The 26,436-nt window shown below is 74.3% G+C and carries 25 protein-coding genes and 1 pseudogene; 18 read left to right on the top strand and 8 right to left on the bottom strand.

Features of this window, described 5'->3' with window-relative positions; translation table 11 throughout:
• Positions 1–210: 210 nt before the first annotated feature.
• Both ACWEPF_RS25400 and ACWEPF_RS25395 read right to left on the bottom strand, forming a co-directional pair.
• Positions 211–990, bottom strand: a pseudogene (locus tag ACWEPF_RS25400) (alpha/beta fold hydrolase); the annotation flags it as partial.
• A 38-nt stretch (positions 991–1,028) separates the two neighbouring features.
• Entirely contained in the window at positions 1,029–1,622 is a 594-nt protein-coding gene (locus ACWEPF_RS25395) for a dihydrofolate reductase family protein (protein ID WP_452174306.1), read from the bottom strand.
• Positions 1,623–1,835: 213 nt separating this feature from the next.
• On the opposite strand from ACWEPF_RS25395, the gene ACWEPF_RS25390 reads away from it, so the two are divergent.
• A complete protein-coding gene (locus ACWEPF_RS25390) occupies positions 1,836–3,350 on the top strand; it encodes an SDR family oxidoreductase (protein WP_452174305.1) in 1,515 nt (504 codons plus the stop codon).
• A 291-nt stretch (positions 3,351–3,641) separates the two neighbouring features.
• The gene (locus ACWEPF_RS25385; protein ID WP_452174304.1) at positions 3,642–6,158 is read left to right on the top strand and encodes an ATP-binding protein; all 2,517 of its coding nucleotides are present in this window, start codon (positions 3,642–3,644) and stop codon (positions 6,156–6,158) included.
• Here the strand turns inward: ACWEPF_RS25385 and ACWEPF_RS25380 are convergent.
• The 3 genes from ACWEPF_RS25380 to ACWEPF_RS25370 form a co-directional block, all read right to left on the bottom strand.
• Positions 6,127–6,525 (bottom strand): hypothetical protein, encoded by a 399-nt coding sequence (locus ACWEPF_RS25380; protein WP_452174303.1) that lies wholly within the window; start codon positions 6,523–6,525, stop codon positions 6,127–6,129. The genes ACWEPF_RS25385 and ACWEPF_RS25380 overlap by 32 nt on opposite strands.
• 179 nt (positions 6,526–6,704) lie before the next feature.
• Positions 6,705–7,661 (bottom strand): NAD(+) diphosphatase, encoded by a 957-nt coding sequence (gene nudC / locus ACWEPF_RS25375; protein WP_452174302.1) that lies wholly within the window; start codon positions 7,659–7,661, stop codon positions 6,705–6,707.
• A gap of 75 nt (positions 7,662–7,736) precedes the next feature.
• On the bottom strand, positions 7,737–8,876 hold the full coding sequence (locus ACWEPF_RS25370; protein ID WP_452174301.1) for a PucR family transcriptional regulator: 1,140 nt from the start codon (positions 8,874–8,876) through the stop codon (positions 7,737–7,739).
• Between the two features lie 133 nt (positions 8,877–9,009).
• Here ACWEPF_RS25370 and ACWEPF_RS25365 point away from each other — a divergent pair, with 133 nt between their 5' ends.
• The 4 genes from ACWEPF_RS25365 to ACWEPF_RS25350 all read left to right on the top strand — a co-directional run bounded on the left by ACWEPF_RS25365 (position 9,010) and on the right by ACWEPF_RS25350 (position 12,765).
• The gene (locus ACWEPF_RS25365) at positions 9,010–10,020 is read left to right on the top strand and encodes a ferredoxin reductase (RefSeq protein WP_452174315.1); all 1,011 of its coding nucleotides are present in this window, start codon (positions 9,010–9,012) and stop codon (positions 10,018–10,020) included.
• A 7-nt stretch (positions 10,021–10,027) separates the two neighbouring features.
• Entirely contained in the window at positions 10,028–11,146 is a 1,119-nt protein-coding gene (locus ACWEPF_RS25360; protein ID WP_452174300.1) for a fatty acid desaturase family protein, read from the top strand.
• Between the two features lie 160 nt (positions 11,147–11,306).
• The gene (locus ACWEPF_RS25355) at positions 11,307–11,870 is read left to right on the top strand and encodes a papain-like cysteine protease family protein (RefSeq protein ID WP_452174299.1); all 564 of its coding nucleotides are present in this window, start codon (positions 11,307–11,309) and stop codon (positions 11,868–11,870) included.
• 10 nt (positions 11,871–11,880) lie between these two features.
• Positions 11,881–12,765 (top strand): hypothetical protein, encoded by an 885-nt coding sequence (locus ACWEPF_RS25350; RefSeq protein WP_452174298.1) that lies wholly within the window; start codon positions 11,881–11,883, stop codon positions 12,763–12,765.
• 7 nt (positions 12,766–12,772) lie between these two features.
• Here ACWEPF_RS25350 and ACWEPF_RS25345 read toward each other — a convergent pair whose 3' ends face one another.
• Positions 12,773–13,435 (bottom strand): pyridoxamine 5'-phosphate oxidase family protein, encoded by a 663-nt coding sequence (locus ACWEPF_RS25345; protein ID WP_380150290.1) that lies wholly within the window; start codon positions 13,433–13,435, stop codon positions 12,773–12,775.
• Positions 13,436–13,555: 120 nt separating this feature from the next.
• Between ACWEPF_RS25345 and ACWEPF_RS25340 the strand changes: the two genes are divergently transcribed.
• The 5 genes from ACWEPF_RS25340 (at position 13,556) to ACWEPF_RS25320 (ending at position 18,722) form a co-directional block, all read left to right on the top strand.
• On the top strand, positions 13,556–14,833 hold the full coding sequence (locus tag ACWEPF_RS25340; RefSeq protein ID WP_452174297.1) for an amidohydrolase: 1,278 nt from the start codon (positions 13,556–13,558) through the stop codon (positions 14,831–14,833).
• A 224-nt stretch (positions 14,834–15,057) separates the two neighbouring features.
• On the top strand, positions 15,058–15,729 hold the full coding sequence (locus ACWEPF_RS25335) for a GAP family protein (protein WP_452174296.1): 672 nt from the start codon (positions 15,058–15,060) through the stop codon (positions 15,727–15,729).
• A gap of 130 nt (positions 15,730–15,859) precedes the next feature.
• Entirely contained in the window at positions 15,860–16,591 is a 732-nt protein-coding gene (locus tag ACWEPF_RS25330; RefSeq protein ID WP_345288472.1) for a (Fe-S)-binding protein, read from the top strand.
• The gene (locus tag ACWEPF_RS25325; protein ID WP_452174295.1) at positions 16,588–18,039 is read left to right on the top strand and encodes a LutB/LldF family L-lactate oxidation iron-sulfur protein; all 1,452 of its coding nucleotides are present in this window, start codon (positions 16,588–16,590) and stop codon (positions 18,037–18,039) included. Before ACWEPF_RS25330 ends, ACWEPF_RS25325 begins: the two co-directional genes overlap by 4 nt.
• Complete coding sequence (locus tag ACWEPF_RS25320) at positions 18,036–18,722, top strand: LutC/YkgG family protein (RefSeq protein WP_452174294.1); 687 nt, start codon at positions 18,036–18,038, stop codon at positions 18,720–18,722. The genes ACWEPF_RS25325 and ACWEPF_RS25320 overlap by 4 nt, the downstream gene beginning before the upstream one ends.
• 95 nt (positions 18,723–18,817) lie before the next feature.
• On the opposite strand, the gene ACWEPF_RS25315 is transcribed toward ACWEPF_RS25320, so the two are convergent.
• A complete protein-coding gene (locus tag ACWEPF_RS25315; protein WP_045694210.1) occupies positions 18,818–19,021 on the bottom strand; it encodes a cold-shock protein in 204 nt (67 codons plus the stop codon).
• A gap of 429 nt (positions 19,022–19,450) precedes the next feature.
• Here ACWEPF_RS25315 and ACWEPF_RS25310 point away from each other — a divergent pair, with 429 nt between their 5' ends.
• The 7 genes from ACWEPF_RS25310 (at position 19,451) to ACWEPF_RS25280 (ending at position 25,529) form a co-directional block, all read left to right on the top strand.
• Positions 19,451–20,095: a hypothetical protein gene (locus ACWEPF_RS25310; RefSeq protein WP_452174293.1), complete on the top strand. Its 645-nt coding sequence runs from the start codon at positions 19,451–19,453 to the stop codon at positions 20,093–20,095.
• 192 nt (positions 20,096–20,287) lie between these two features.
• Positions 20,288–20,494 (top strand): hypothetical protein, encoded by a 207-nt coding sequence (locus ACWEPF_RS25305; RefSeq protein WP_345288480.1) that lies wholly within the window; start codon positions 20,288–20,290, stop codon positions 20,492–20,494.
• An 89-nt stretch (positions 20,495–20,583) separates the two neighbouring features.
• Complete coding sequence (locus ACWEPF_RS25300; RefSeq protein WP_452174292.1) at positions 20,584–21,318, top strand: hypothetical protein; 735 nt, start codon at positions 20,584–20,586, stop codon at positions 21,316–21,318.
• Positions 21,315–22,274 carry a DUF6895 family protein gene (locus ACWEPF_RS25295; protein WP_452174291.1) on the top strand — a complete coding sequence of 320 codons (960 nt, stop codon included), beginning with the start codon at positions 21,315–21,317 and terminating at the stop codon, positions 22,272–22,274. The genes ACWEPF_RS25300 and ACWEPF_RS25295 overlap by 4 nt, the downstream gene beginning before the upstream one ends.
• Entirely contained in the window at positions 22,271–23,383 is a 1,113-nt protein-coding gene (locus tag ACWEPF_RS25290; RefSeq protein WP_452174290.1) for a serine hydrolase domain-containing protein, read from the top strand. The genes ACWEPF_RS25295 and ACWEPF_RS25290 overlap by 4 nt, the downstream gene beginning before the upstream one ends.
• A gap of 126 nt (positions 23,384–23,509) precedes the next feature.
• Entirely contained in the window at positions 23,510–24,448 is a 939-nt protein-coding gene (locus tag ACWEPF_RS25285; protein ID WP_345288488.1) for a hypothetical protein, read from the top strand.
• A gap of 157 nt (positions 24,449–24,605) precedes the next feature.
• The gene (locus ACWEPF_RS25280; protein ID WP_452174289.1) at positions 24,606–25,529 is read left to right on the top strand and encodes a cation diffusion facilitator family transporter; all 924 of its coding nucleotides are present in this window, start codon (positions 24,606–24,608) and stop codon (positions 25,527–25,529) included.
• 284 nt (positions 25,530–25,813) lie between these two features.
• Here ACWEPF_RS25280 and ACWEPF_RS25275 read toward each other — a convergent pair whose 3' ends face one another.
• Complete coding sequence (locus ACWEPF_RS25275) at positions 25,814–26,194, bottom strand: peptidase inhibitor family I36 protein (RefSeq protein ID WP_452174288.1); 381 nt, start codon at positions 26,192–26,194, stop codon at positions 25,814–25,816.
• Positions 26,195–26,436: the final 242 nt, after the last annotated feature.

Here is a 26,436-nt window from a genome sequence, read left to right as displayed (position 1 = left end):
GTCCGCGATGGCGGAGCCCGGCCCGAAGGCGCGGTGGCACAGGGCTCCGTCGACGATGACGACCGCCGGTCCGGTGCCGGTGGTGGAGCAGGCGATGAGGGTGCCGTCGGAGGAGATGACGGCGGTGGAGGTGGTGGAGGTGGAGGTGGTGGTCGTCAAGGGGATCTCCTCGGGAGATGGAGGGAGGACGTCGGTCGGCTGTGCGGAGGCGAAATCAGCCAGCAACCGGGCCAGCAGGTCCGGGTGTTCGAGGTGGAGGTCGTGGCCGGCGCCGGGGACGCTGACGGCGGTGGTGGCGGGGCGGCGGCGGAGCATGCCGGTGATCTCGGCCGGCGGGAGGATGCCGTGCTGGCCGAGCACCAGCAGGGCGGGGCGGTCGATCGCGGTCCACTCGTCCCAGTACGAGCGGTGGGCGAGCTCGGCGAGCGAGGCGACCATCACGTCCCGGTCGAAGCGCGGCCACCAGCTGCCGTCCCGCGGTTCCAGGCCGTCCGCCCACACGGCGCCCACCGCCCCGCCGCCGAAGAACCGGGCGGCCGCCTCGGGGGAGGGGAACGGCACCGGCCAGGAGTCCAGCACGGCCGCGATCTCCTGCTGCGCACCGGGCGCGGCCCCGGGCCCGGCCTCGACCAGGACCAGGCCGCCGAACAGCCCCGGGTGTGCGGCGGCGGCGAGCAGCGCGGTGTGGCCACCGAGCGACTGTCCGACCAACAGGGGCTGACGCAGGCCGAGTTGGCCGACCGCCGCCACCACGTCGGCGACGTACGCGGCCCGCGACACCTCGGCCGGTCGGCGGGTGGAGCGGCCGTGGCCGCGTTGGTCGAACGCGACCACCCGCCCCGCGCGGCTCAGGGTGGCCGCCACCCGGTCCCACTCGCCCGCGTGGCCGGCCAGGCCGTGCAGCAGCAGGACGTCACGGCCGGGCGGCCCGGTCCAGTCCCGGCAGGCCAGACGGACGTCGCCGCGCACGACGGTGCGCGACGTCCACACGGTGCCCCGGGAGCCGTCGGCACCCCCGCCGCGGCCCGTCAACGGCCGGCCGTCGCGGCGCCGCGGGCGGGCCGGTGACGCAGCAGGACCACCTGCCCGTCGAGGACGCGGGACTCGACCAGCTCCAGCCCGAAGCGCTTGCGCGGCCCGGGGAAGACCGGCTTGCCGCCGCCGAGCACGACGGGGTGGACGAAGACCTGGTACTCGTCGATCAGCCCGTGCTCGGTGAGGTGGGCGGCCAGTGCCGAGCCGCCGAAGAGCAGCAGGTGCGTGCCGTCGCCCTTGAGCGCGCTGAGCTCCTCGACGACGTCGGTGCCGATCACCCGGGCGTTCCAGTCGGCCCGCTCCAGCGTGGTGGAGACGACCACCTTCCGGGCCGCGCGCCAGATCGGGGCGAAGGCGAGGTCGTGCTCGTCGGTCGAGTACTCCTCGGCCTTCGGCCAGTAGCCGGCCATCAGCTCCCAGACGGCCCGGCCGTACAGAAACACGTCGGCGGAGGCGGTGAGGGCCCGGGAGTGGGCCGACATCTCCGGCCCCATGACCGGCCAGTCGAACTCCCCGCCGGGGCCCTCGATGTAGCCGTCCAGCGACTGGTGGACGAAGTACGTGATCGTGCCGGTGTTGCTGCTCATGAGCCTCTCCAGAAGTATCGGTGGGGTGGGTGTCCGGCCCCGTCCCCACGATCCCGTCGCGACCGGAAGATGATCAACGGCCGATTCGGGAAGCAGTGTTTAGCGGGGCTCAACCACGAAGGCGGGACTCGCTGCACAAACGCTCCAGGTGCGGGCGCGGCGGCGAATCGATGCACGGTGAGGCGTGACCCGCGGGCGGAGGAGGACCGAGACATGGACGCGTACCCGAGCGGCCCCCTGCGCTGTCTGGTCAGCGGAGCCACCGGCTACATAGGGGGTCGGCTGGTGCCCGAGCTCCTCGCCCGCGGGCACACCGTCCGCTGTCTGGTCCGCGACCCGGGCCGCCTGCGCGACCAGCCCTGGCGCGCCCGGGTGGAGACCGCCACCGGCGACGTCACCCGGCCCGAGAGCCTCGACGGGGCCTTCGACGGCGTCGACGTCGCCTACTACCTGATCCACTCGCTCGGCACCGGGCCCACCTTCGAGGCCACCGACCGGGAGGCCGCCCGCGCGTTCGGGGCCGCCGCCGCGGCGGCCGGGGTGCGCCGCATCGTCTACCTCGGCGGCCTCGTCCCCACCCACGCCCCCGACGGCCTCTCGCCGCACCTGCGCTCGCGCGCCGAGGTCGGCCGCATCCTGCGCGACAGCGGCGTGCCCACCGCCGAGCTGCGCGCCGCCGTGATCATCGGCTCGGGGAGCGCCTCCTTCGAGATGCTGCGCCACCTCACCGAACGCCTGCCCGCGATGGTGACCCCGCGCTGGGTCTCCACCCGGATCCAGCCCATCGCCGTCCGCGACGTCCTGCACTACCTGGTCGGCGCCGCCCACCTGCCGGCCGGGCTGAACCGCAGCTTCGACATCGGCGGCCCCGACGTCCTCACCTATGAGGAGATGATGCGGCGTTACGCCCGCATCACCGGGCTGCACCGCCGCCTCATCGTCCCGGTCCCCGTCCTGACGCCCCGTCTGTCCAGCCACTGGGTCGGCCTGGTGACCCCGGTGCCGAACTCGATCGCCCGGCCCCTGGTCGAATCGCTGCGCCACGAGGTGGTCTGCGGCGAGCACGACATCGCCCGCTGGGTGCCGGACCCGGAGGGCGGGCTGACCGGCTTCGACCGCGCCGTCGAGCTGGCCCTGCGCCGGATCAAGGACGCCGACGTCGCCACCCGCTGGTCCTCAGCCTCGCTGCCCGGTGCCCCCAGCGACCCGTTGCCGAGCGACCCCGACTGGGCCGGGGGCAGCCTGTACCAGGACGTCCGGGAGCTCACCGTCAGTGTGCCGCCGGCCGCCGTCTGGCAGGTGATCGAGGGCATCGGCGGTGACAACGGCTGGTACTCCTTCCCGCTCGCCTGGGCCTTGCGCGGCTGGCTCGACCGCGCGGCCGGTGGCGTCGGCCTGCGGCGCGGACGCCGCGACCCGGCGAGGCTGCGGGTCGGGGACTCCCTCGACTTCTGGCGCGTGGAGGAGATCGAACCGGGCCACCTGCTGCGCCTCCGTGCGGAGATGCGGCTGCCCGGCCTGGCCTGGCTGGAGCTCTCCGTGAAGCCGGCCGGCGACCACGGGGCGCACTACCGCCAGCGGGCCCTGTTCCACCCGCACGGGCTGGCCGGGCACGCCTACTGGTGGTCGGTCGCGCCGTTCCACACCTTCGTGTTCGCCGGCATGGCCCGCAACATCACCGAACGCGCGGGAGAGGACGGAACCCGTCCCGTCCCGGGCCCGTTCTGAGCGACCGTCGGGACCGGTGCGCCGACGCGGCAACGGGCTCCGACGCGCGGCGCCACCGTCGACACCGCGCCGGACGCCCGCCCGGCCCGACGGGAGGCCTGCGCCACCGGAGCGTACGGCCGTGAGCGTACGGCCGTGCGCCGGAGGCCCTCCCCGGACCGGTCCTCGGTCGCGTCCGAACGGCCAGATGTGCCGTGTCCCTGTCACTTCGGAGCTCGTCCCGGTACGGTCGTGCCGCGCGCCCGGCGGTCGGGAGGGGCGCCGGGACGGCAGGGCGAGGGGGTGGGGTCGATGGCAGTCGGGGACGGTGGCGGCCCGGGCACGGACGGTGTCCGCAGCCTCGCCGACCTGCTGGCGGCGCTCGACGGGCTGCGGATCCGCGCAGCCCGCGGCACCGGCAAGGCCCGGGTCAGCCTGCGCGATCTGGAGCAAGCCACCGGCATCGCCCGCAGCAGCCTCTCCGGCTACCTCAGCGGTGCCCGCCCGATGCCGGTCGACGTCCTCGACGCGGTGGTGCTCGCCCTCGGCGTGGCACCCCGGGACAGCGCCCGCTGGGCCGCGGCCTGGGAGCGGGTCAACCTCCCACCCGCGCCCGCGCCCGCGCCACTGCCCGTGCCACCGCCCGCCGGCGCTCCCGCACCGCGCGAACTGCCGCGCAGCACACCGTCGTTCGTCGGGCGCGAGGCCGAACTCGCCGCCATCGCCCGCCGTCTGACCCCGGCTCCCGTCGACCCCACCGGACCGGCTGACCCCGCCGGACCGGCCGGACCCGCCGACGGCCCGGCCGTGGTGGTGGTGCACGGGCCGGGCGGGGCCGGGAAGTCCGCCCTGGTCGTCAAGGCCGCGCACGCCGCCGCGGCCGCCTTCCCGGACGGCCAGCTGTACGCGGACCTGCGCGGCGCCAGCCCCGGCATCGATCCGCTGACGGTCGCCGAGGTGCTCGGCCGCTTCCTGCGTTCGCTGGGCGTCCCCGCCGCCGACCTGCCCGGCGGCACCGCCGAGGCCGCCGCCCGCTGGCGCACCCTGCTGGCCGGGCGACGGGTCCTGCTGGTGCTGGACAACGTCGGCACGGCGGACCAGGTCGAGGCCCTGCTGCCCGCCGACGGCGGCTGCGCCGCCCTGGTCACCAGCCGGGCCCGGCTCGGTCTGCTGGACGCCGTCCGGATCCCGCTCGGCGGCTGCCCGCCGGACGAGGCGCTGGAACTGCTCGCCCGCACCGTCGGGCCCGGCCCGGTCACCGCCGACCCGGGCGCCGCCGCCCGGGTGGTCGAGCACTGCGGGCTGCTGCCCCTGGCCATCCGGATCGCCGGAGCCCGTCTCGCCGCCCGCCCCGACTGGACGCCCGCGCTGCTCGCCGACCGCCTCGCCGACCAGCGCCGCCGGCTGGACGAGCTCCGCTACGGCGACCTCGCCGTCCGCAGCAGCCTCCAGGTCGGACTGGACGCGCTCGCCGAGGAGCAGGACCGCACCGCCCTGCTGCTCGCCGCCGAGGCCGGACTGCCCCGGCTGACGGTCCCGGCGGTGGCCGCCCTGCTCGGGGTCGCCGAACCGGAGGCGGACGCGGCGGTGACCCGGCTGGTGGAGGCCGGCCTGCTGGAGGTCGCCGACGCGGGCGGCCCCGAACCGCACGACCTGGTCCGGCTGCACGCCGCCGAACAGGCCGCCGCCCTGCCGGCCGCGCTGGTCGAAGGGGCCCTGCTGCGGCTGGCGGGGCACTACCTCGGCGGCGCCGACGCGGCCGCCCAGCTGCTGCGCGCCGACCCGGCGACCCGGCTCGCCGAGGACTGGCTCGACCCCGGGTGGACGGGCCGCGCCGCCTTCGCGGACGTCCGGGCCGCGTCCGCCTGGCTGGCCGCCGAACGCCCCACCCTGCTCGCCCTCGCCCGGCGCCTGGCAGCCGCGCCGGGGCCCGTCGCGCGCTACCCCCTGGTCCTGCTGCGCACCCTTCAGGCGTACCTGCCGCGCGGCGGCCACTGGTCCGACTACGGCGCGCTCGCCGAACTCGCCCTGGACATCGCCACCCGGATCGCCGACCCGCGGGCCGAGGCGCTGGCGCTGATCGCCCTCAACGGGATCGACCAGCGGGCCGGCCGCTTCGCCGAGGCCGCCGCCAAGCTCGACCGCGCGCTTCCCGCAGCCCGCACCGCGGCCGGAGCGGTCGGTGAGGCCTCCGTGCTCTCCCACTACGGCCACCTGCACCAGCAGGCCGGAGAGCACCGGCGCGCTCTGGAGCGCTACCATCAAGTGCTCGACCGCTACCAGGAGTTGGGCATGCGGATGCAGCAGGGCCTGACCCTGCACAACATCGGCGAGATCCACCTCGACAACGGCGACCCGGCACGGGCGGTGGCCCGGCTGGAGGAGTGCCTGGTCCTCCAGCGCGAGGCCGAGGACCTGCTCGGCGAGGCCCTGACGCTGACCCTGCTCGGCCTCGCCCACGGCGAACTCGGCTCTCTCCCCGTGGCGTTGGGCCACCTGGACACCGGGCTGGCCCTGGCCGAGCGCACCGGCCACCGCGACGCCCGGTGGCTCGCCCTGACCGTCCGGGCCGAACTGCGCACCCGTACCGGTCACCCACGCCAGGGCGCGGACGACGCTCGCGCCGCCCGCGACCTGCACGCCCCGTCGGGTGACCGGTACCGGCACGCCCTCGCCCTCACCGCACTGGCCCGCGCGAACACCGCGGTCGGTGAGGGCTCCCCCGAGGAGTCCGAGCGGGCCCGGGCGCTGCTCGCGGGCTGCGCCCGCCGCCCGCTCCGGGCCCTGGAGCGGCTGCTCAGCGGCAGCGGTACTGGGAACCAGAGTTGACCTTCAGGTAGACCGAAGCGATCCACCCCTGCTCCTGGGTGCCCGAACGCCGCCCGTACCACCAGATGTTCGAGCCCACCTGGGAGGTGGAGACGTAGCTGCCGTAGTCCCAGCACCACAGGTAGAGCGAGGTGCTCAGGCCCCAACTGCCCTTGACGGTACAGGTGTTGTGGTCCGGCCCGGTGCGGTAGTTGACCCCGCTGGCGATCACCGTGGCCGTGGCGTCGCTCTTGTTGGGGTGCGCCCACTCCGAGGAGCAGTCGCGGGTGGCCGCCGAGGCGGGCGAGGCGGAGACGGCGAGCGTGCCGGTGGCGGCCGCGAGGGTGAGGGCGAGGGCGGTCAGCCGCTGGGCGTAACGGGTCTTCAAGGAGGGTCCTCCGTCCGTGGTGATCGTGCGCCCACTATCGCGGGACGGACCACCCACCCACCCGGATCCGGGACACTCGCGGACGATCGTGGACAGGGCCGCACAGGACGCCGCACGGACATCGCCCCGAGCGAGCGCCGAGCGTCGCGGCCCCTCGGCCCCCGGCCGCGGCGTCCGACTCACTCCACGTCGGCCAGCCACTGGTCGATGAGCACCTTGCCGATCGAGTCGACCCGGTAGGGTCCGCCGTCGGCGGAGTCCGCGATGCGCGACCGAAGTTCGGCCGCCGTGAACCAACGTGCCTCCACCACCTCGACGTTGTCCACGTCGATCCGGTCGGAGACGGCCTCGGCGCGGAACCCGATCATCATCCCGGACGGGAACGGCCACGACTGGGATCCCTGATAGGTGATCGTCCCCACCTCGACACCGGCCTCCTCGGCGACCTCGCGGCGCACCGCGTCCTCGAGGTTCTCCCCGATCTCGACGAACCCGGCCAGCGTGCTGAAGCGGTCCGGACCGGAGCCCGCGTGCCGGCCGAGCAGGCAGCGCCGAGGCGTGCCGGGCAGTTCCACCAGCACGATCACGGCCGGTTCGATCCGCGGGAAGAGCAGCTTTCCGCAGTCCTGACAGGTCCGCAGGTGGCCACTGTTGCCGGGGACGGCCGGACCGCCGCACGCGCCGCAGAACCGCTGGTTCCGGTTCCAGTGCAGGATTCCGCGGGCGTACGCGAGCAGGCCCGCCTCCTCCGGCGTGATGGTGGGAACCATGGCTCGCACATCCAGCACCGTGTCCGCGGTGGCCAGTTCGACGGCGTCGGACCGGTCGACGCGGGACAGGTCGGCCGCGAAGACCGCGGCCTCCCCGTCCAGGCCGAGGAACACCGGGTCGTCGGCGGCGTCGAGGATGCGCCGCGCCTCGGCCAACGGCAGCCGGACGGGCCTGTCGTCGCGGACCAGGCAGTGGTCCCGCCAGAAGGGAATCACCTGGGTGCCGGGGCTCGTCAACAGCCCGGCGACCCACTCCGAGTCGGTACGCCGGCCGCCAACCCGGTCAAGCTCCAAGCCGCTGTAGTACAAGGTTCCCCCTAGCCCGTCCTGTCCTGCGCGGATCCCACGATAGTGGGCGTCCACCACCGCTGGTCGGACGCCCGAGCCTGTTGCGCCGCCTCCCGTCCGCCCTGCCCGGCTCCGCACCGGCAGGGCCCCCGGTCAGGTGGCCGGGAGGCCGACCGCCAGGGTCAGTTCGAGGACGCGGTGGGGGGAGGCGAGGTCCGGGAACAGCTCCCGCAGCTGCGCCATCCGGTACCGCACCGTCTGGGGGTGGACGAAGAGCGCCGCCGCCACCTCCTCCCGCCGGCCCTGGTGCAGCAGCCAGGCCCGCAGCGTCTCCTCCAGCCGCCGCGCGGTCGCGGCCGGCAGCGCCCGCAGCGGGGCGAGGGCCCGGGCCCGCAGGTCCGCGAAGGCGTCGGCGTCGGCGGTCAGGACGAGCTCGGGCAGGTGGTCCTCGGTGTCGCGGATGCCGGGGGAGAGGGCCCGCGCGCGCAGGGCCCGCGCGAACGAGGCGGAGGCCCGGAGCCACGGCCGGGCGGGGCCGACCACGGCGGTGCGGTCGGTGAGCTGGCGCAGGAGGTGGGGCCGGTCGGCGTCGGGGACGAGCAGCACGCCGGTGTCGTCGGGCAGGTCGTCGAGGACGAGGGTGTTCGGGTCGAGCGTGCGGTAGGCGGGCCGCGCCTGGGCGGCGGGCAGCAGGACGGCGGTCAGCGAGACCGGCGGCTGCCAGCGGGCCCGCAGGACGGAGGCGGGCAGGACGTCCGGGCCGGCCTCGGCGAGCAGGTCGCGGGCCAGCTGTTCGAGGTGGCGCTCGTGGGCCCGGCCGCGGGCGGCCAGTTCGTCGGCGTGGCCCGCGGCGCTCGCGGCGGAGAGCTCGTCGATGTAGGCGAAGGTCAGCTCGGCGAACTTGGCGACCTCGGCGGCGGGCAGGCCCGCGGGCACCGCGCCCGCGGCCAGGCACCGCCAGGCCACCCGGGCGCCGACGCGGTAGGCGCTGAGCAGGGCGTCCATCGAGCGCCCGTCGCGCACCTCGCCGCGCCCCAGCTCGTACGCCGCGTCGCCGGCGTCGCCCCCGGTGGTGTGCCCGCTCGCGAGGTCGAGGTAGTGCCCGAGCGCGGTGCGGACGGCGCGGCGGATGGTCCCGCCCATGCGGCCGGAGAGGGCGTTGGCGTAGGAGGGGACTTCGTCGATGATCGCCCGGACGACCTCCTCGGCGGTGGTGGTCAGCTCGGCCCGGAGGGCGGCGACCGTCGTCTCGTCCAGCACCGGTTCGGCGGCCCTGCGGACTGCGTTGCTCATGGTTCTTGTTCCCTACGAACAATTCGGCCGATCAGATTCACGTCCTACGGTCAGGACTCTACGTCTTCGGACGAAGCAAGCTGGGGCCATGACGAGTACAGCCCTCCGCAGCAGGGCGTGGAAGCTGCTGGAGATGGTCACGACGCCGCTGCTGCCGTCGGACTACCTCGATCTGGTCAGCCCGCTGCGGGCCGGCGCCGAGCTGCGCGGGCGGATCGAGGCAGTGCACCCCGAGACCGAGGACGCCGCGACCGTCGTGATCCGGCCGGGGCGCGGCTGGCGCGGCCACACCGCGGGCCAGTACGTGCGGATCGGGGTCGACGTCGACGGGGTGCGCCTGTGGCGCGCGTACTCCCTCACCTCGCCGACGGACCGTCAGGACGGCCGGATCACCGTCACCGTGAAGGCGGTGGCGGACGGCCGGGTCAGTAGGCACCTGGTCCACCGGACGGCGCCGGGCACCCTGGTCCGGCTGGAGCAGCCGGCCGGTGACTTCGTGCTGCCGCCGGCCAGCCCCGCCAAGGTGCTCTACCTGACGGCCGGCAGCGGGATCACGCCCGTGATGGGCATGCTGCGCGAGCACGCCCTGGACGACGTCGTCATGGTCCACTGCGCGCCGCGGCCGCAGGACGTGATCTTCCGCGCCGAACTGCACGAGCTCGCCGCGGCGGGGCGGCTGCGCCTCACCGAGGTGCACACCGGCACCGACGGCAGGCTCGACCTCGCCCGCCTGGGCGACCTGGTGCCCGACTGGGCCGAGCGCGAGACCTGGGCCTGCGGGCCGGCGGGCCTGCTCGACGCGGTGGAGCGGCACTGGTCCGAGCACGGCGTCCGGGAGCGGCTGCGCACCGAGCGCTTCCGCCCGGGCACGGTGGTGGCCGGGGAGGGCGGCGAGGTCACCTTCGGTGCCACCGGGCGGACCGTCGAGGCGGACGGTGCGACGCCGCTGCTGGAGGTCGGCGAGGAGGCTGGAGTGCTGATGCCCTCCGGCTGCCGGATGGGCATCTGCTTCGGCTGCGTCACGCCGCTGAAGGCGGGCGCCGTCCGCGACCTGCGCACCGGCGAGATCACCGAGGCCGAGCCGGGCGTCCTCATCCAGACCTGCGTGTCCGCCGCGGCGGGCCCGTGCGAGATCGAACGGTAGGAGCACCGTGACCGCCATCGACCCCACCGCCCACCTGACCGCCGCTCAGATCGAGGAGCTCGGCCGGGAGTTGGACGCGATCCGTGACGAGGTGATCGCCGGCCGTGGTGAGAAGGACGCCGCCTACATCCGCAAGGTGATCTCGGCGCAGCGCAAGCTCGAACTGGCCAGCCGGGGCGTCCTGCTCTTCTCGATCTTCCCGCCCGCGTGGCTGATCGGCACCGCCGGCCTGTCGGTGGCGAAGATCATGGAGAACATGGAGATCGGCCACAACGTCCTGCACGGCCAGTGGGACTGGATGCGGGACCCGAAGATCCACTCCACCACCTGGGAGTGGGACCACGTCTCGCCTGCCGACCAGTGGAAGCACTCGCACAACGAGCTGCACCACACCTACACCAACGTGATCGGCAAGGACAACGACCTCGGCTACGGCATCATGCGCGTCGACGAGGACCAGCGGTGGCACCCGTTCCACCTCGGCCAGCCGCTGTGGAACCTCGTCAACGCCTGCTTCTTCGAGTACGGCATCGCGGCCTACGACCTGGAGCTCGGCAAGAACCTGCAGCGGCGCCGCCGCAAGGACCCGGAGTTCCGCGCACGGGCCAGGGCGGTGGGCCGCAAGATCCGCCGGCAGGTGCTCAAGGACTACGTGATCCACCCGCTGCTCTCGGGTCCCTCCTTCCTCACCACGCTCGCCGCCACCTTCACCGCGAACCTGGTCCGCAACCTCTGGACCCACTCGGTCATCATGTGCGGGCACTTCCCCGAGGGCGTCCGGGTCTTCGAGCGCCGCTCGATCGAGGGCGAGACGCGCGGCCAGTGGTACCTGCGCCAGATGATGGGCTCGGCGAACATCAGCGGCGGCCGTGCCATGCACTTCATGACCGGCAACCTCTCGCACCAGATCGAGCACCACCTCTTCCCGGACCTGCCGAGCAACCGGTACGCCGAGGTCGCCGTGAAGGTGCGCGCGCTGTTCGAGAAGTACGAGCTGGAGTACGTCACCGGTCCGCTGCCCAAGCAGGTTTTCTCCGCCTGGCGCAAGGTCGTCCGGCTCTCGCTGCCGAACCGGAGGTCCGCGGCCGGGCCGCGCGACCGCGAGCGGGAGCTCGTCGCGGCCTGACGGATCCGGCCGCCTTTCGGCCGCCGCCGATCTCCGGTACGACGATTCACCAATACGGGGTCAGTTTCGGTACGCACCATGGGCGTTCCGGAAAGTTCGTGCTCTGATTGGTCTGCCAGATTTCCCGGCATCCCTCGCAAGTCCGCGGGAAGGCAGGACGATGGGCAGATCCCCTTTCACGGCCGCCACGGTGGCCGTCGCGCTGACGGTCTCGGGCCTGCTCGCGGCGGCCGGCGGCCCGGCCCACGCCGAGGCGGGGCAGGACAACATCGGCATGTACAAGCAGGAGAAGACCCAGTGGTGCTGGGTCGCCTCCGGGCTGACGATCGCCAAGTTCCAGGGCTACGGCAGCACGCAGACCGACTTCTGCACCAGGGCGGCCCCGTACTACGGCTGCGACAACCAGCCCGCCACCCTCGACGACATGGCCAGGGGATGGAACAGCCTCGGCCTGGGCCACCTCGGCACCGGGCTGAGCAGCGCGGCCACGTTCAACCAGGTCTACACCGACGTCAAGGCGGCCCGGCCGGTCGCCGCCCGGATCGGATGGACGTCCGGCGGGGGCCACATGAACGTGGTCTACGGCTTCGACACCTCGAACAACACCATCGGCGTCGCCGACCCGTGGCCCGACACCACCACCTACACGTGGTGGAACTACGCCGACTACGTCAGCAACAGCTCGTTCAAGTGGACCCACTCCCGGATCGGCATCTCCCGTTAAGGCAGGCGGCATGCACGGAACACGAACCTCCGGCGGGCGGGCGGCCTCCCCCCTCTCCCGACTGGCCGGCGCCCTGGTGCTCGGCGCGGCCGCACTGCTGTCCGCCGCCGGCCCCGCCCACGCGCTCGCGCCGACGGACCCGCTGCCGGCCGACATCCCGGACTACCGGGCAGCCCTCGACCTGGTGAAGTCGGCCGAGGTCCGCACCACCGTCTGCCGCTTCCTCAGCGTGCCGCTCCCGCAGGGCGACGGGGGCGGGGCGCCGCAGCCGATCCCCGACCAGGCCGACCCGTGCGAGGGCCTGCCCGCGTTCACCGTCCAGGACCCGCTGGCGCTGAACGAGGTCGCCCCCGGCTTCGTCGCGGGCCGGTCCCTGCCGGTCGCCACCGAGGCGGTCAGGCTCAGCCACCTGGTCTCCGCCCTGAACGCCCCGGTCAACGGGCGGACAGCCACCGTCATGCTCGCCCCCACCGAGGGCGGCGGCTGGCACCTGGCCGCCGTGCGCGACGGCGACCGCGACGCCGCGTACGCGGCCAAGGCGGCCGTGGGCACCCTGGTCTTCACCGAGCCGCAGCTGCGCGCCTGGTACCAACTGAGGCTCACCACCGTCGAACCGCTCAACGACCAGGCCCGGCAGGGTCTGGACGGCCGGTCCTCGGTCTCGCTGAGCGAGTACCAGAAGCTGGTCAAGGCCCGCTACGCCGACAAGCTGCCCGGCTCGGTCTACGACACCGCGGGCATGTCCAGCGGCTACAGCGAGGCGGTCAGGACGCGGGACACCTCCTCGACCCCCCTGCTGCTCGGCGGCTCGGGCGCCGCCCTGGCACTCGCGGGCGGCGCCGCCGCCCTCCGCCGCCGACGCGGCGCCACCGTCGCCGCCCGGCAGGGTGGGTGAGCCCCCGTCAGTTCTGGCGGAAGCGGTGGACGGCCGGGTCGTAGGCGGGGGCGGAGAAGCGGGTCCCGGTGATGGCGTCGGGGACGGGGGTGCCGGGAGCGGTGGTCAGGGGGATCCAGCCGGCCCAGGCCTCGACGTGGTCGTCCTTGGGTTCGTCACGGGCGAAGCCGGCCCGGACCTTCATCGAGAACTCCTCGATGGGCATCGTCAGGCAGGCGGTGTAGTGGGCCTCCTCGACGCTGGGGCGCCGCGCCGCGTTCGGGCCGGAGAGCCGGCCGGGGATGACGCTCTCGACCACCTCGGCGAGGGCGTCGGCCCGCTCCTGCGCGTCCTCGATCGGAGTCGCCCGGCCGAAGACCATGACGGAGCGGTAGGCGGCCGAGTGGTGCGAGGAGGCCCGCCCCAGGATCACGCCGTCGATCAGGGTGGCGGTCACGCAGAGCGGGGCCCCGGCGGCCGCTGTGGTGATGAAGCGGCCGAACGCCGAGCCGTGCAGCAGCAGTTGGTCCCCGACCCGCATGTGCAGGGTGGGGATGACCACCGGGCCGAGGTCGGTGGCGAAGCCGACGTGGACGGCGAGGGCCTCGTCCAGCACGGCGTAGGCCGCCTCCCGGTCGTAGGTGACCCGCTCGGGGTAGCGGTCGGCCGTGGTGCGCGCGGTAGGTCCCATGCCCGTCACGGTAGGGTGCCCCCGGCCCCGGCCGCAGGACGCGCGGCGGCCCCCGACCCCCGCTCACCCGAACGCGCGTACCGGTGGCCGCCGCAGCGGGCGCGGCCGAGGGTGGCGGGCATGAGCGACGACCGCCGGCACGAGGCCGCCACCCCCGTCCTGCGCAGGCTCGCCGAGATCCGCCCGCGCCTGGAGGAGCTCTACGAGGACCTGCACGCCCACCCGGAGCTGTCCTTCGCCGAGACCCGCACGGCGGGTCTGGTCGCGCAGGACCTGAAGCGGCTCGGCTTCGAGGTCACCGAAGGCGTCGGCGGCACCGGGGTGGTGGGCGTGCTGGCCAACGGCGAGGGGCCGAGGGTCCTCCTGCGCGCCGACATGGACGCGCTGCCGGTGCTGGAGCAGACCGGGCTCGCGTACGCCAGCGAGGCGACGGGCACCGACCAGGACGGGCAGCCGGTGCCGGTGATGCACGCCTGCGGGCACGACGTGCACGTCACCTGCCTGCTCGGCGCACTCGACCTGCTCGCCGGAGCGCGCCAGTGCTGGTCCGGCACCCTCGTGGCGGTGTTCCAGCCCGCCGAGGAGATCGGTTCGGGTGCGCGGGCCATGGTCGACGACGGGCTGTTCGACCGGGCCGGCACCCCCGACGTCGTCCTGGGCCAGCACGTCGCACCCATCCCGGCCGGGACCATCGGCTGCCACCCCGGGCCGGCGATGGCGGCCACCGACGCGCTGCACGTGCGGATGTTCGGCCGCGGCGCGCACGGCTCCCGCCCCGAGATGGCGATCGATCCGGTGGTGATGGCCGCCGCCACGGTCATGCGCCTGCAGACCGTGGTCTCGCGCGAGGTCGCGGGCGGTGACACCGCGGTCGTCACGGTCGGCGCCCTCACCGCGGGCACCAGGGACAACGTGATCCCCGACGAGGCCGAACTCAAGGTCAACGTCCGCACCTTCACCCCCGAGGTCCGCGACGCCGTCCTCAAGGGCATCACCCGCATCGTCCAGGCCGAGGCCGCCGCCTCCGGGGCGGACCGCCCCCCGGAGATCACCGTGATCGACTCCTTCCCCGTCCTCGTCAACGACCGCCCCGCGTACGAGCGCACCACCGCGGCGCTGCGTGCCCACTTCGGCGAGGACGCCGTCCTCGACCACGGGCCCGCCACCGGCAGCGAGGACTGCGGCGTCCTGGCCACCGCCTCCGGAGCCCCGCTCTGCTACTGGTACTTCGGCGGCATCGACCCCGCCGTCTTCGAAGCCGCGGTGCGCGACGGGACCCTGGGACGCGACGTCCCCTCCAACCACTCACCCCGCTTCGCCCCCGTCGCCGAACCCACCATCGGGACCGGAGTCCGGGCCATGACCGTCGCGGCCCTCGGCTGGCTCGACCCCCGCTGACCGCCCCGGTGGCACGCCCCCGCTGACCGCCCCGGTGGCATGCCCGTCGTCTCACCCGTCCGGCTCCCGTCGGTCGCGGAGCACGCGTGCGCTGGGGAGGGTGGCCAGCAGGGTCCGTGGCCGCGACCGGGCGCAGGTCACCCGCCCTGCCCGCCCGCCGGACGCCGCGTCGGGCGGGCGGGCACGGCCGCACCTCCACGAGCGTGAGGCCGGAAGGGGAATCGATGGGTGAGGCGATCGGGGCGATGCTGGCCTCGGCGGTGGGCATCGCGATCAGCCCGCTGCCGTTGATCGCGGTGATCCTGATGCTCGCCAGTCCCCGGGGCAGGGTGAACGGCATCGCGTTCACCGCCGGGTGGGTGGTCGCGCTGGCGGCGGTGACCTCGGTGGTCGTCCTCGCCGGGTCGGGCATCGACACCGACGGCGGGAAGCCGGCCTGGTCGTCCTGGCTGGAGCTCGCGCTCGGGGTGCTGCTCCTGCTGCTGGGCGCGCGGCAGTGGCGGGAGCGGCCGCGGCAGGGGCACGTCACGGAGCCGCCGAAGTGGATGCGCACCGTCGACACCTTCACCCCGGCCGAGTCCGCCGGCCTGGCCGCGGCGCTGGTCGCGGCCAACCCGAAGAACCTCGTGCTGGCCGTCGGCGGTGCCGTCTCGATCGCCACCAGCGGCGCGGACGGCGGCGGCAGGACCGTCGCGGTGGCGCTGATGGTGGCGATCGGCTCGCTCTGCACGCTGCTGCCGCTCGGCGTCCACCTGCTGGGCGGGCAGCGGTCCGGCACCGTCCTGGGGGAGTGGAAGGCGTGGACGTCCGTCCACAACACCGCGATCATGACCGTCCTGCCGGTCGTCCTGGGCGCCGAGTACGTCGGCGACGCGATCTCCTCGCTCGCCGCATGACGGCCCGTCACCGCTGCCCGTGCGGAAGCGGTACCGTCGAGCCCCGGCACCCGGTGCCGGTCGTCCGAGTGCGGGGCGACGGACTGCCGACCGAGCACGTACCGGTCCCCACCGAGGAGGGGTTGTCGCGATGCGGATCGCCCTGTTCATCACCTGCCACACCGACACGCTCCACCCGGCCACCGGCCGGGCGGTGGTGACCGTGCTGGAACGGCTCGGCCACACGGTGGAGTTCCCGTTCGAGCAGAGCTGCTGCGGGCAGCTGCACTTCAACACCGGCTACCGCGCCGAGGCCCTCCCCCTGGTGGAGCGCTTCGCCCGGGTCTTCGGCGAGTACGACGCGGTGGTCACCCCCTCCGCATCCTGCGCGGGCATGGTCCGGGAGAACCACCCGCTGCTCGCCACCGAGCCCGCGCTCCACCGGCGGGTGACCGAACTCGTGCCCAGGGTCCACGAGTTCACGGAATTCCTGACCGAGGTGCTGAAGGTCGAGGACGTCGGGGCCTCCTTCCCGCACCGGGTCGCCTACCACCCGACCTGCCACTCGCTGCGCGGGCTGCGGCTGGGGGAGCGCCCCGAGCGGCTGCTGCGGGCGGTGCGGGGGCTGGAGCTGGTCGAGCTCCCGAGGGCCGACTCCTGCTGCGGCTTCGGCGGCACCTTCGCGGTGAAGAACGCCGACACCTCCGCCGCGATGCTCGCCGACAAGACCGGCGAGGTGACGGCCTCCGGCGCCGAGGTGCTCTGCGCGGTCGACAACTCCTGCCTGCTGCACATCGGCGGAGGACTGTCCCGGCAGGGCAGCGCTGTGCGGACGGCGCACCTCGCGGAGATCCTGGCCGCGACCGAGGGAGACCTGCGATGAGCGACCGTGGCGTGGTGTGGCTCGGCGCGCCCTCCTTCCCGGAGGCGGCGCGCGAGGCCCTGAAGGACGGTCAGCTGCGCGCCAACCTCAGACGCGCCACCGGCACCATCCGCGACAAGCGGCTCGCGGTCGCCGGCGAACTGGACGACTGGGAGCAGCTCAGGGAGGCCGGCGAGGCGATCAAGCGGCGGACGGCGCGTCATCTCGACCGCTATCTGCTGCAGTTGGAGGCCGCCGTCACGGCGGCGGGCGGCACGGTGCACTGGGCGGCGGACGCCTCCGAGGCGAACCGGATCGTGGCGCGGCTGGTGAGGGCCACCGGCGAGACCGAGGTGGTCAAGGTCAAGTCGATGGCCACCCAGGAGATCGGTCTCAACGAGCACCTGGCGGAGGTCGGCATCACCGCCTACGAGACCGATCTCGCCGAGCTGATCGTGCAGTTGGGCGACGACCGGCCCTCGCACATCCTGGTGCCCGCGATCCACCGCAACCGCACCGAGATCCGCGACGTCTTCGCCGCCCGGATGGCTTCGTGGGGCCGCCCCGCCCCGGAGGGCCTCACCGACGAGCCCGCCGCGCTGGCGGAGGCCGCGCGGCAGCACCTGCGGGAGAAGTTCCTCAGGGCCAAGGTCGCGGTCTCGGGAGCCAACTTCGCCTGCGCGGACACGGGCACGGTCGTGGTGGTGGAGTCCGAGGGCAACGGCCGGATGTGCCTCACCCTCCCGCAGACGCTGATCACCGTCATGGGCATCGAGAAGGTGGTGCCCTCCTTCGCCGACCTGGAGGTCTTCCTCCAGCTGCTGCCCCGCTCCTCCACCGGCGAGCGGATGAACCCCTACACCTCGATGTGGACCGGCACCTCGGAGGGTGACGGACCGTCGGCCTTCCACCTGGTGCTGCTCGACAACGGCCGGACCGACACCCTCGCCGACCAGGTCGGCCGCCAGGCCCTGGCCTGCATCCGCTGCTCCGCCTGTCTGAACGTCTGCCCCGTCTTCGAGCGCACCGGCGGGCACGCCTACGGCTCCGTCTACCCCGGGCCGATCGGCGCCGTCCTCACCCCTCAGCTGGTGGGCGTGGAGCACGCGGCCTCCCTGCCGTTCGCCTCCACGCTGTGCGGGGCCTGCTACGACGCCTGCCCCGTGAAGATCAACATCCCCGAGGTGCTCACCCACCTGCGGGCCAAGGCCGTCGAGGCCGAGGGCTCCGGCCTGGAGGCGGTCGCGATGAAGGCGGCCGGCTACGTGCTGGACTCGCCGCGGCTGCTCGGCGCCGCCCAGAAGGCCGCCGCCCTCGGTGGCCGGCTGCTGTCCCGTGACGGGAAGATCGGGCGGGTGCCCGGCCCGATGCACGGGTGGTCCGACAGCCGCGACACCCCCGTGCCGCCGGCCGAGTCCTTCCGCGCCTGGTGGCGCAAGAACCGCGAGAACAGGGAGAGCCAGGGATGAGCAGCCGCGAGGGCGTCCTCGCCCGGATCCGCGCCGCACTCGCCGACGTCCCCGCCGACGAGCGGCCCGAGGACGTCCCCGTCCCCCGCGACCACCTCCGCAGCCACCTCGAACCCGGCCGGGACCGCGTCGACCTCTTCGCCGAACGCGTCGCCGACTACCGCGCCACCGTCACCCGCACCGACCCGGCGGGCCTGCGCGACGCCGTCGCCGCCGCCCTCACCCGGCAGGGGGCCACCCGCCTCGCCGTCCCCACGGGCCTCCCCGGCGAGCTCCTGCCCACCGGTGGGTGGGACTGGCACCCCGAACCGCTGGACGTCCCCGCCCTGGACGCCCTCGACGGCGCGGTCACCCTCGCCGCCGCGGGCATCGCCGTCACCGGCACCATCGTGCTCGACACCGGCCCCGGCCAGGGCCGCCGCGCCCTCACCCTGGTCCCCGACTACCACCTCTGCGTCATCGGAGCCGACCAGATCGCCGACGACCTCCCCGACGCCCTCGCCCGCCTCGACCCGCGCAAGCCGTTGACGTTCATCTCCGGCCCCTCCGCCACCAGCGACATCGAGCTCAACCGGGTGGAGGGCGTCCACGGCCCCCGCACCCTGGACGTCCTCATCGTCACCCCCGCCGTCCCGGCCGTCCCCGCCGTCCCGGCCGTCCCCGCCGTCCCGGCCGGACCCTGACGGGGCCCGAGGCCGGAGGAACGCCGAGAGGCCCGCACCGCGCGGTGTGCGCGGTGCGGGCCTCTCGTTGCCAGGTGGGTCACCCGGCACAGGAACTACAGCGGGCGGATGTTCTCGGCCTGCGGGCCCTTCTGGCCCTGGGTGACGTCGAACTCGACCTTCTGGCCCTCGAGCAGCTCACGGAAGCCGTTGGCGTTGATGTTCGAGTAGTGGGCGAAGACGTCCGGGCCGCCACCCTCCTGCTCGATGAAGCCGAAGCCCTTTTCCGAGTTGAACCACTTCACGGTGCCATTAGCCATTAAAAATCTCCTTCAAAGGGCCGTCCGGAACGCGCACGTCGCACGCTCCGAGTCGCCGCGATGAGCGCCCATCCGAAAAAATCGGAAAACAAAAAATGCGCCCGCGAAACATCAGCAGGCGCACACAAAGTTCATGGGAACCACTACTGCAACTACAACGACTGTAGCAGGCCCGGGTCCGGAACGTTCCCACATTGTGCTCCGTGTTTTTCCGGGCATATTTTTCGAGCCCTCGCAGGCGCTCGCCGCAGTGCACCGCACCGTGGCGGACCCCGCAGCGCCGACCGGATCCGACGGGCCGTCAACTCCGCTGCCCCGCACGGCTGCTCCGTGGATTCGGCCGTTGCCCCGCCGGTGCCGGTGCGCGGGCGGTACGCTCGCCCCGGTCCGTCCGCGGGGGGCGCCGGACCGTGGCGAGGGGGAGGCGCGGTGGAACGCCAGTTCTGGTTCGACTCGTGGGACGAGGGCGGCTCGAAGACGAGCTTCCACCTGCCGGAGGTGCACCCGCACGCGCGGTACCTGGTGGACAGTGGGCTCCTGGACGGGGCCCGGGTCCTGGTGCCGCTGTGCGGGAAGTCCCTGGACATGCCCGCCTTCGCCCGGCGGGCCCGCGAGGTGGTCGGCGTCGAGCTCGTCGAGTCGGCGGTGGCCCAGTTCCTCGCGGACAACGCGCTCGACGCCGTCCGGACGGAGCCCGGGGTCTTCCGGGTGGGCAACCTGACCGTGCTGGTGCGGGACTTCTTCGACCTCACCGCCGCCGGCCTCGGCCCCGTCGACGTGGTGTACGACCGTGCCTGCCTGGTCGCGTTCCCGGAACCGATGCGCGAGCGCTTCGCCGCGCACCTGACCGGCCTCCTGCCGGCCGGGGCCCGGTATTTCCTCAACACCCTGGAGTACGCGCCGGTGATGGACACCCCGCCCTTCTCGGTGGGGCCGGACGCGGTCCGGGGGTACTTCGGCGACGCGTTCGACATCGAGCACGTCTTCGACGACGACCGCCCCGACCACCGCATGGTCGCCAAGTTCGGCCTGGAGTCCCTGCGGGAGCACGGCTTCCTGCTGCACCGCCGCTGACCACCCGCCCGGTGCGGGGGCCGCCTGGTCCCCCAACTCCCGTGCGGGGGAGCCCGCTTGATCCGCTGCGGAACCGATGCGTCCGGCCGCTGCCCGCCCCGCTGCGGGTGCGACCATCGGTTCGTGCTCGTACTGTCGAACGGGGGGCGCCGTTCGACCGAACGGCGAAAACCAGACGAGGAGGCACATCTGATGCTTGCTCAGTTCCAGACCGAAACCGCTCCGGCGTCACGCAGCGCGACGCTCGCCGAGGCCGGGACGCTCGCGAGCCTGATGGTGGAGGACGAGGCCGTCGTGTCCGACGCGCCCACGTACCTGCCCGAGGCCGCCGGCGCAGTGCTGCTGGCCGGGCTGCTGCTGGCTTCCCCGAAGCCGCCGAAGGAGAGGCCGACCCGGTAGTCGGCCCCGTCGGTCCCGGCGCGCGGCAGCCCTGCGGCACGGCGCCGTACCGGACCCGTGCCCCATCCCGTGAAGGAGGCGGTTCCACCATGCCGTCCGCCGAGACCACCCTCCGCGACGAGTACGCCGCCGCGGTGGAGCACCTGTCAGGCCGTACCCTCGACGCCGTTCGGGACGGCGGGGGTACGGCCGCACCCGCGGATCCCGCCCTTCCCGACGGCGCCGCGGAGACCACCGCACGCCGCCCCCTGCTGGCCGCCGCCCGGGTGCTCGGCGTGAACCTGTTCGCCCCGCAGCTGCTGGCCGGCGCCCCTCCCGACGAGGCGGCCGCCGCCCTGCTCGCCGAGGCACGACGGACCCTCCCCGAGCCGGCCGCCGCCACCGACGGCGGTGCCCTGGCGATCGCCTGGCAGGACTGGGCCGCCCTGTGCCTCCTCGCCGCCACGTCCCACGCGAGCGGCGGGACCCCGGCCCCGACGCCACCGACGCCGCCCGGCCCGGCGGACGTCGGCTGGCAGTCCTGGTCCGTCCGGATGGCCCAGCTATCCGGTCTCGCGCTGCCCGGGCTGGACGGCGCCGTGCACGACTCGGCCCGCACCCACACCCTGGACCTCGCCCGCGGCACCGTCCGCGCGATGCTGCGGCGCGACCCCACCACCGCCGTCCGCCTCGCCCGCTGGCTCGCCTGGGCACACGCCGACGGCCGCCCGGACCGGCTGGAGATCGGGCCGGTCCTCGACCGGATCGGCTTCGTCGGCGACGGGACCAACCGCTCCGGGCTCGAACTCGCCATCGCCCGGCGCCTGTTGACCGATGACCGATGACCGTTGAACGGGGCACGGAGATGACCGACACCCAGGTGCTCGCCCTCGCCCAGCAGCTCGGCTCCCGGGCCCTGGCCTGGCTGCACGCCGGCCAACTCGGCGGGTTCGACCGGATCGAGGACAACACGATCATCGACCTCGCCGATCCCAACGACGTCTACAAGCCGCTCTGCGAAGCAGCGCTCGCCTCCTCCCTGGTGCTGCGCGACGGCGTCACCGGCGCCCACGACGCCCGGCTCGCGCGCGAGCTGCTGGAGGCCTCCTGGTCCCAGCTCAGGCACGGCGACCTCCTCTACGAGCGGCAGCTGCGCCACGTCACGGTGATCGACCCGCTGGAGACCTACGCGCACTTCGCCCGGGCCGGCTACCGGCACCCCGCCATGGACGAACTGCTCACCTCCCTCGGCCGGCTCCGCTCCGTGCACGCCGTCGAGATCCCCGGCAACCGGCAGCTCGCCCTCGCCAACGCCCGGCGGATCGCCGGGCTCGAACCCGCGCCGGACTGGCCGGCACTGGCCCGGTCGACCTGGCTCGGCGCCCTCTCCGAGCCGTGGACCATCGCCTGGGTGATCGGCTACCACGTCACCCACACCGTCTTCCACCTCACCGACTGGGGCGCGCGCCCCGAGTGCCTGCCCGAGCCGATGCACGCCTACCTGCGCGACTGGCTGCCGGTCTGGCTCGACGTCTGGCTGGAGACCGAGCAGTGGGACCTCGCCGGCGAACTGCTCATCGTCGACTCCTGCATGGGGGAGCCGGTCACCGGGCGGTCCGGCTGGGAGGCGCTGGCCGCCGTCCAGCAGCCGGACGGACTGATCCCGCGCGACGGGGCGACCCCGCTGTACGAGGACTCCGAGGACACCTTCCGCGAACACGAACACACCGCCGTGGTGGGCGTGGTGGCCGCGACGGTCGCGCTGTCCCGCGCCCTCGGCGGCACGCCGGTCGCCGCGTGAACGCGGCCGACCGCGAGTGCGACCAGGCGGTCGACCAGGCAGTCAACCAGGCGGTCGGGGCGGCGGTGCGCGCCGCCGGGCCGTACGCGAGCGCGGTCACCGTGGCCGTCGGCCGGGGGGACCGGGAGGAGGTCCGCTGCCACGGGCGCGCCGCACGGGCGCCGGACGCGCCGCCGTGCACGCCGGACACCGTCTTCGAACTCGGCTCGGTCTCCAAGACGTTCACCGCCCTGCTGCTCGCCGAGATGGCCGCCCGCGGTGAACTCGCCCTGGACGACCCGGTGGAGCGACGGCTGCCGCCGCACTGGAGGACGGCCCGGGGCCGCTCCGCCCGAACGATCCGCCTGCTCCACCTGGCCACCCACACCTCGGGGCTGCCCCGTCTGCCACCGGGGCTGCTCGCCGGTGCCGTGCCGGACTGGTTCGGCAACCCCTACGCCGCCTTCGGCGACGAGCAGTTGGGGGAGTCGCTGGCCCGGACCGCCGTCCGGTGCGCGCCCGGCAGCCGGTACCGCTACTCCAACTACGGGGTCGGGCTGCTCGGCCGGCTGCTCGCCGAGACGGGCGGGCTGACGTACGGGGAGCTGTTGGCCGAACGGGTCTGCGGGCCGCTGGGGCTCACCGCCACCTCCTGCCGGCCGGACGCGGCGGGACTGGCGGTCGGCTACCGCCACGGGCGTGCGCGACCGCCGTGGCTGATGCCCGGGCTGCCGGGCGCGGGGGCCGTGCGGTCTTCGGGGGCCGACCTCCTGCGCTACCTGCGCACCCACGCCGAGAGCCGGAGCGGGCCGCCGGGCTCCGCCGCAGGTGTCTCCGTCGGCGCCGAACTGGGCGCGGCACTGGCCGACGTCCAGCGGCTGCGACTGCGGCTGCCGGGCTCGACGGACCGGCTCGGCCTGGTCTGGATGCACCGTCACTCCGGTGGCCGGGACCTCTACTTCCACTCGGGCGGCACCCGCGGGTTCACCACCTTCGTCGGCTTCTCCCCGCAGGGCCCCACCACGGTCGCGGCCCTGGCCAACACCGCACCCGCGCTGGACGGGCGCTTCGTACAGGCGGGCTACGAGGTGCTGCGGACGGCCGCCGCAGGGGCCGTTCCGCGCGGATGAGCCGCGGGCCCCGGGCGGGGTGAGGGGCGCGGCCCCGGCCTTATGACAAGGGTGTTGACCGTAACGGGGCGCCGCGTGTTGGATCGGTGAACCCCTCCGCCGGCTCGACCCCCGGGACCGCCCGCCATGCCCATCTTCGGCCGCCGCCCCGCCGGGCCACGCCTCATGCCCGCCCTCGACGACGCCGAACTCGCCCTGGTGCATCGGCAGTTGACGGTGCCGCAGACCCACGGCCAACTGGAGCTGTCCGCCGTCCTGGTGGAGCGGGCACTGCGCGACGCCGGCTCCGCCTGGGACCGTCGCACCCTGCGCCTGGCGGTCCTGGCCGAGGCGGCCACCCCGCGACTGGCCCAGGTCTGGCGACGACAGCGCCCGGACGACGCCGATCCGCTGGTCTTCCGGGCATGGGTGCACGTCGCCGCCGCCCGCCGCACCGGGAGCACCGAGGAGCTGCACGGCGTGGAGCGGTGGTGCCGCGACGCGGCCGGTGCCCGCCCGCAGGACCCGGCCCCCTGGATCGCCCTGCTCGGAGCCCAGCGGCTGCTGGGCCGACCGCTCGACGAGGTGCTGCCGACCTGCCGGGAGATCGGAGCCCGCGACCGGTGGAACCGCACCGCGCACCTGGAGCTGCTCGGCTACCTCTCCCCGGCGGAGTCCGGCTCGCGGGCGGAGGAGCTCGCCTTCGTCGACGACGTCCGCGCCACCGCGCCGCCCGGCTCGCCGGTGGCGGGGCTCGAACTCGCCCTCTACCTCGGCCGCTACCGCGCCGCGCTGGCGGCCGGCGGGTCGAGTGCCTTGGCAGCCCGTCAGCGCTGGGAGCAGCCGGACGCCGCAGCGGCCCTCGACCGCGCCCTGCGGTGGACCGCACCGGGCGGCCTCCGGCACGCCCACGCCAAGGCCGACCTCAACCTGCTCGCCCACGCCCTCGTCAAGGCCAACCGCCCCAAGGACGCGGCCAGGGCCTTCGAGGCCGTCGGCCACGTGGTGACCGCACACCCGTGGGACCTCGACGGCGACCCGCTCCTGGAGTTCCGCCACTGGCGCGACCAGTCAGCCGCGGCCTGACCGCCGCGGGCGGGCGGGGCCGGGAGAACGGGAGGATCGACGGGGACCGCGTTCGGGCCAGTGCCGGTGGCCGGGGTGCGGGCCGCGTGGTCGACTGGCGTACGGATCCGGCACGCGCGACCCGGGGGTGTGCCGTACGTCGGCGAGAGGTGTGCGCATGGGCCATGACCACGGTGCGCCGTCCGCCGCCTCCGGCACCCTGAGCGGCGGCTTCCGCAAGCGGTTGCTGTGGACCATCGGCATCAGCGCGTCGATCACCCTCATCCAGGTGGTCGGCTCGGTGGTCTCCGGTTCGCTGGCGCTGCTCGCCGACGCCGCGCACAGCCTCACCGACGCGGTCGGGGTCTCGCTCGCCCTCGGCGCGATCACCCTCGCCCAGCGCGCCCCCACCCCGAAGCGGACCTTCGGCTTCTACCGGGTCGAGATCTTCTCGGCGGTACTCAACGCCCTGCTCCTGGTCGGCATCTTCGTGTGGGTGCTCTGGTCGGCGATCGGCCGCTTCAGCGAACCCGTCGAGGTCAAGGGCGGGCTGATGTTCGCGGTCGCGGTCGGTGGGCTGGCCGCCAACCTGGTCGGCCTGTGGCTGCTGCGGGACGCCAAGGACCAGAGCCTCAACCTGCGCGGCGCCTACCTGGAGGTGCTCGGCGACGCGCTCGGCTCGGTCGCGGTCATCGTGGGAGGCCTGGTGATCCTGCTGACCGGGTGGCAGGCGGCGGACCCGATCGCCTCCATCGTGATCGGACTGCTGATCGTGCCGAGGGCGTACGGACTGCTGCGGGACGCCGTGCACGTGCTGCTGGAGGCGACCCCGCAGGGCCTCGAACTCGCCGAGGTGCGCCGCCACATGACGGCCGAGCCGGGCGTCGTCGCCGTGCACGACCTGCACGGGTGGACGGTCACCTCCGGAATGCCGGTCCTCACCGCGCACGTGGTGGTGGAGCGGGCGGCGCTCGCGCGCGACGAGGGCGATCTGCTCGCCCGCCTCCAGCGCTGCGTCGGTGACCACTTCGACGTGGCCCACTCGACGATCCAGCTCGAACCCGAGGGTCACACCGAGCACGAGGCGTCCCTCCACCCCTGACGCCCCGCCACGGGCGGGAGAGGGCGGCAGACGGCCGGGTCCGGGAGCGACGGGGGACCGCTCCGGGCGGACCCGGCCGGTGGGAGGCAAGCAGTGCCGGTGGCGTGGCACGGCTGCTCTGCCCGACGGCCCGGTCGAGGCTGTGGTGGGGCCGCCGTGGCCGGAACACTAGACCCCGTGATCCGGCTCCCGCTAGGGCCGTGAACAGGGATTTTTCGGCCGGGAACATGCCAGCCGTTCAGGCCTCCCGGGCTGACGGCGCGTCAGCCCCGTGGGCCGGGGCCTCAGCAGCGGACGTCCACGGCGTCGATCCGCTTGCCGAAGTTGGTGTCGTAGGCCTTGGCGTAGTCACCGCTGTTGACCGCGCGGCGCTCCTCGGGGCTCCAGTCGATGAAGCAGGCGCGGGCGTTGGCGTAGAAGGAGTACACGTGGTCGTGCAGGTTGGACGGCAGGTCCCGGTAGCCGTTCGAGGGCGACCAGCGCCACGGGGTCCCCGAGTAGTTCCGGTCGCGCCAGAAGCAGACCTCGCCGGAGCCGCACTGCTCGGCCGCGCGCTGCAGTGCCGCGGCCGCCGTCTCCGCGGTCGGGGCGGTGACGGCCCGGGAGGGGCTCGCCGCGCCGGTCGAGGCGAGACAGGCGGCGGCGACGGCGACGGCCAGGCTCATGCGAACACGCATACGCACAGGGGGAGTTCCTTCCAGGAGGTCAGCGGCCGGACGCGACGCCGGCCCCGGCCACTCCACCACGCCCGGCACGGGCCGGCCCCGCCGCGGGCACGGAATCACCCGTACAGACGGTAGAACTCGGTGTGCATGCGAACCGTGTGAGCCACCGCGCTCCGTCCGGGGCGGAAGGGCGCCGGCTGCGGGCGCGGGTCGGCTGCTCCGGTCCGGTCCGGCGGGTGCCC

It is taken from the genome of Kitasatospora sp. NPDC004289 (assembly GCF_053602875.1).
This window is presented reverse-complemented; position numbering and strand designations above follow the sequence as displayed.

Coding starts and splice junctions, on each gene's coding strand:
- ACWEPF_RS25395 (WP_452174306.1), bottom strand. CDS start 1,622: ATGAGCAGCAACACCGGCACGATCACGTACTTCGTCCACCAGTCGCTG.
- ACWEPF_RS25390 (WP_452174305.1), top strand. CDS start 1,836: ATGGACGCGTACCCGAGCGGCCCCCTGCGCTGTCTGGTCAGCGGAGCC.
- ACWEPF_RS25385 (WP_452174304.1), top strand. CDS start 3,642: ATGGCAGTCGGGGACGGTGGCGGCCCGGGCACGGACGGTGTCCGCAGC.
- ACWEPF_RS25370 (WP_452174301.1), bottom strand. CDS start 8,876: ATGAGCAACGCAGTCCGCAGGGCCGCCGAACCGGTGCTGGACGAGACG.
- ACWEPF_RS25365 (WP_452174315.1), top strand. CDS start 9,010: ATGGTCACGACGCCGCTGCTGCCGTCGGACTACCTCGATCTGGTCAGC.
- ACWEPF_RS25355 (WP_452174299.1), top strand. CDS start 11,307: ATGGGCAGATCCCCTTTCACGGCCGCCACGGTGGCCGTCGCGCTGACG.
- ACWEPF_RS25350 (WP_452174298.1), top strand. CDS start 11,881: ATGCACGGAACACGAACCTCCGGCGGGCGGGCGGCCTCCCCCCTCTCC.
- ACWEPF_RS25345 (WP_380150290.1), bottom strand. CDS start 13,435: ATGGGACCTACCGCGCGCACCACGGCCGACCGCTACCCCGAGCGGGTC.
- ACWEPF_RS25340 (WP_452174297.1), top strand. CDS start 13,556: ATGAGCGACGACCGCCGGCACGAGGCCGCCACCCCCGTCCTGCGCAGG.
- ACWEPF_RS25335 (WP_452174296.1), top strand. CDS start 15,058: ATGGGTGAGGCGATCGGGGCGATGCTGGCCTCGGCGGTGGGCATCGCG.
- ACWEPF_RS25330 (WP_345288472.1), top strand. CDS start 15,860: ATGCGGATCGCCCTGTTCATCACCTGCCACACCGACACGCTCCACCCG.
- ACWEPF_RS25325 (WP_452174295.1), top strand. CDS start 16,588: ATGAGCGACCGTGGCGTGGTGTGGCTCGGCGCGCCCTCCTTCCCGGAG.
- ACWEPF_RS25320 (WP_452174294.1), top strand. CDS start 18,036: ATGAGCAGCCGCGAGGGCGTCCTCGCCCGGATCCGCGCCGCACTCGCC.
- ACWEPF_RS25315 (WP_045694210.1), bottom strand. CDS start 19,021: ATGGCTAATGGCACCGTGAAGTGGTTCAACTCGGAAAAGGGCTTCGGC.
- ACWEPF_RS25305 (WP_345288480.1), top strand. CDS start 20,288: ATGCTTGCTCAGTTCCAGACCGAAACCGCTCCGGCGTCACGCAGCGCG.
- ACWEPF_RS25300 (WP_452174292.1), top strand. CDS start 20,584: ATGCCGTCCGCCGAGACCACCCTCCGCGACGAGTACGCCGCCGCGGTG.
- ACWEPF_RS25295 (WP_452174291.1), top strand. CDS start 21,315: ATGACCGTTGAACGGGGCACGGAGATGACCGACACCCAGGTGCTCGCC.
- ACWEPF_RS25285 (WP_345288488.1), top strand. CDS start 23,510: ATGCCCATCTTCGGCCGCCGCCCCGCCGGGCCACGCCTCATGCCCGCC.
- ACWEPF_RS25280 (WP_452174289.1), top strand. CDS start 24,606: ATGGGCCATGACCACGGTGCGCCGTCCGCCGCCTCCGGCACCCTGAGC.
- ACWEPF_RS25275 (WP_452174288.1), bottom strand. CDS start 26,194: ATGAGCCTGGCCGTCGCCGTCGCCGCCGCCTGTCTCGCCTCGACCGGC.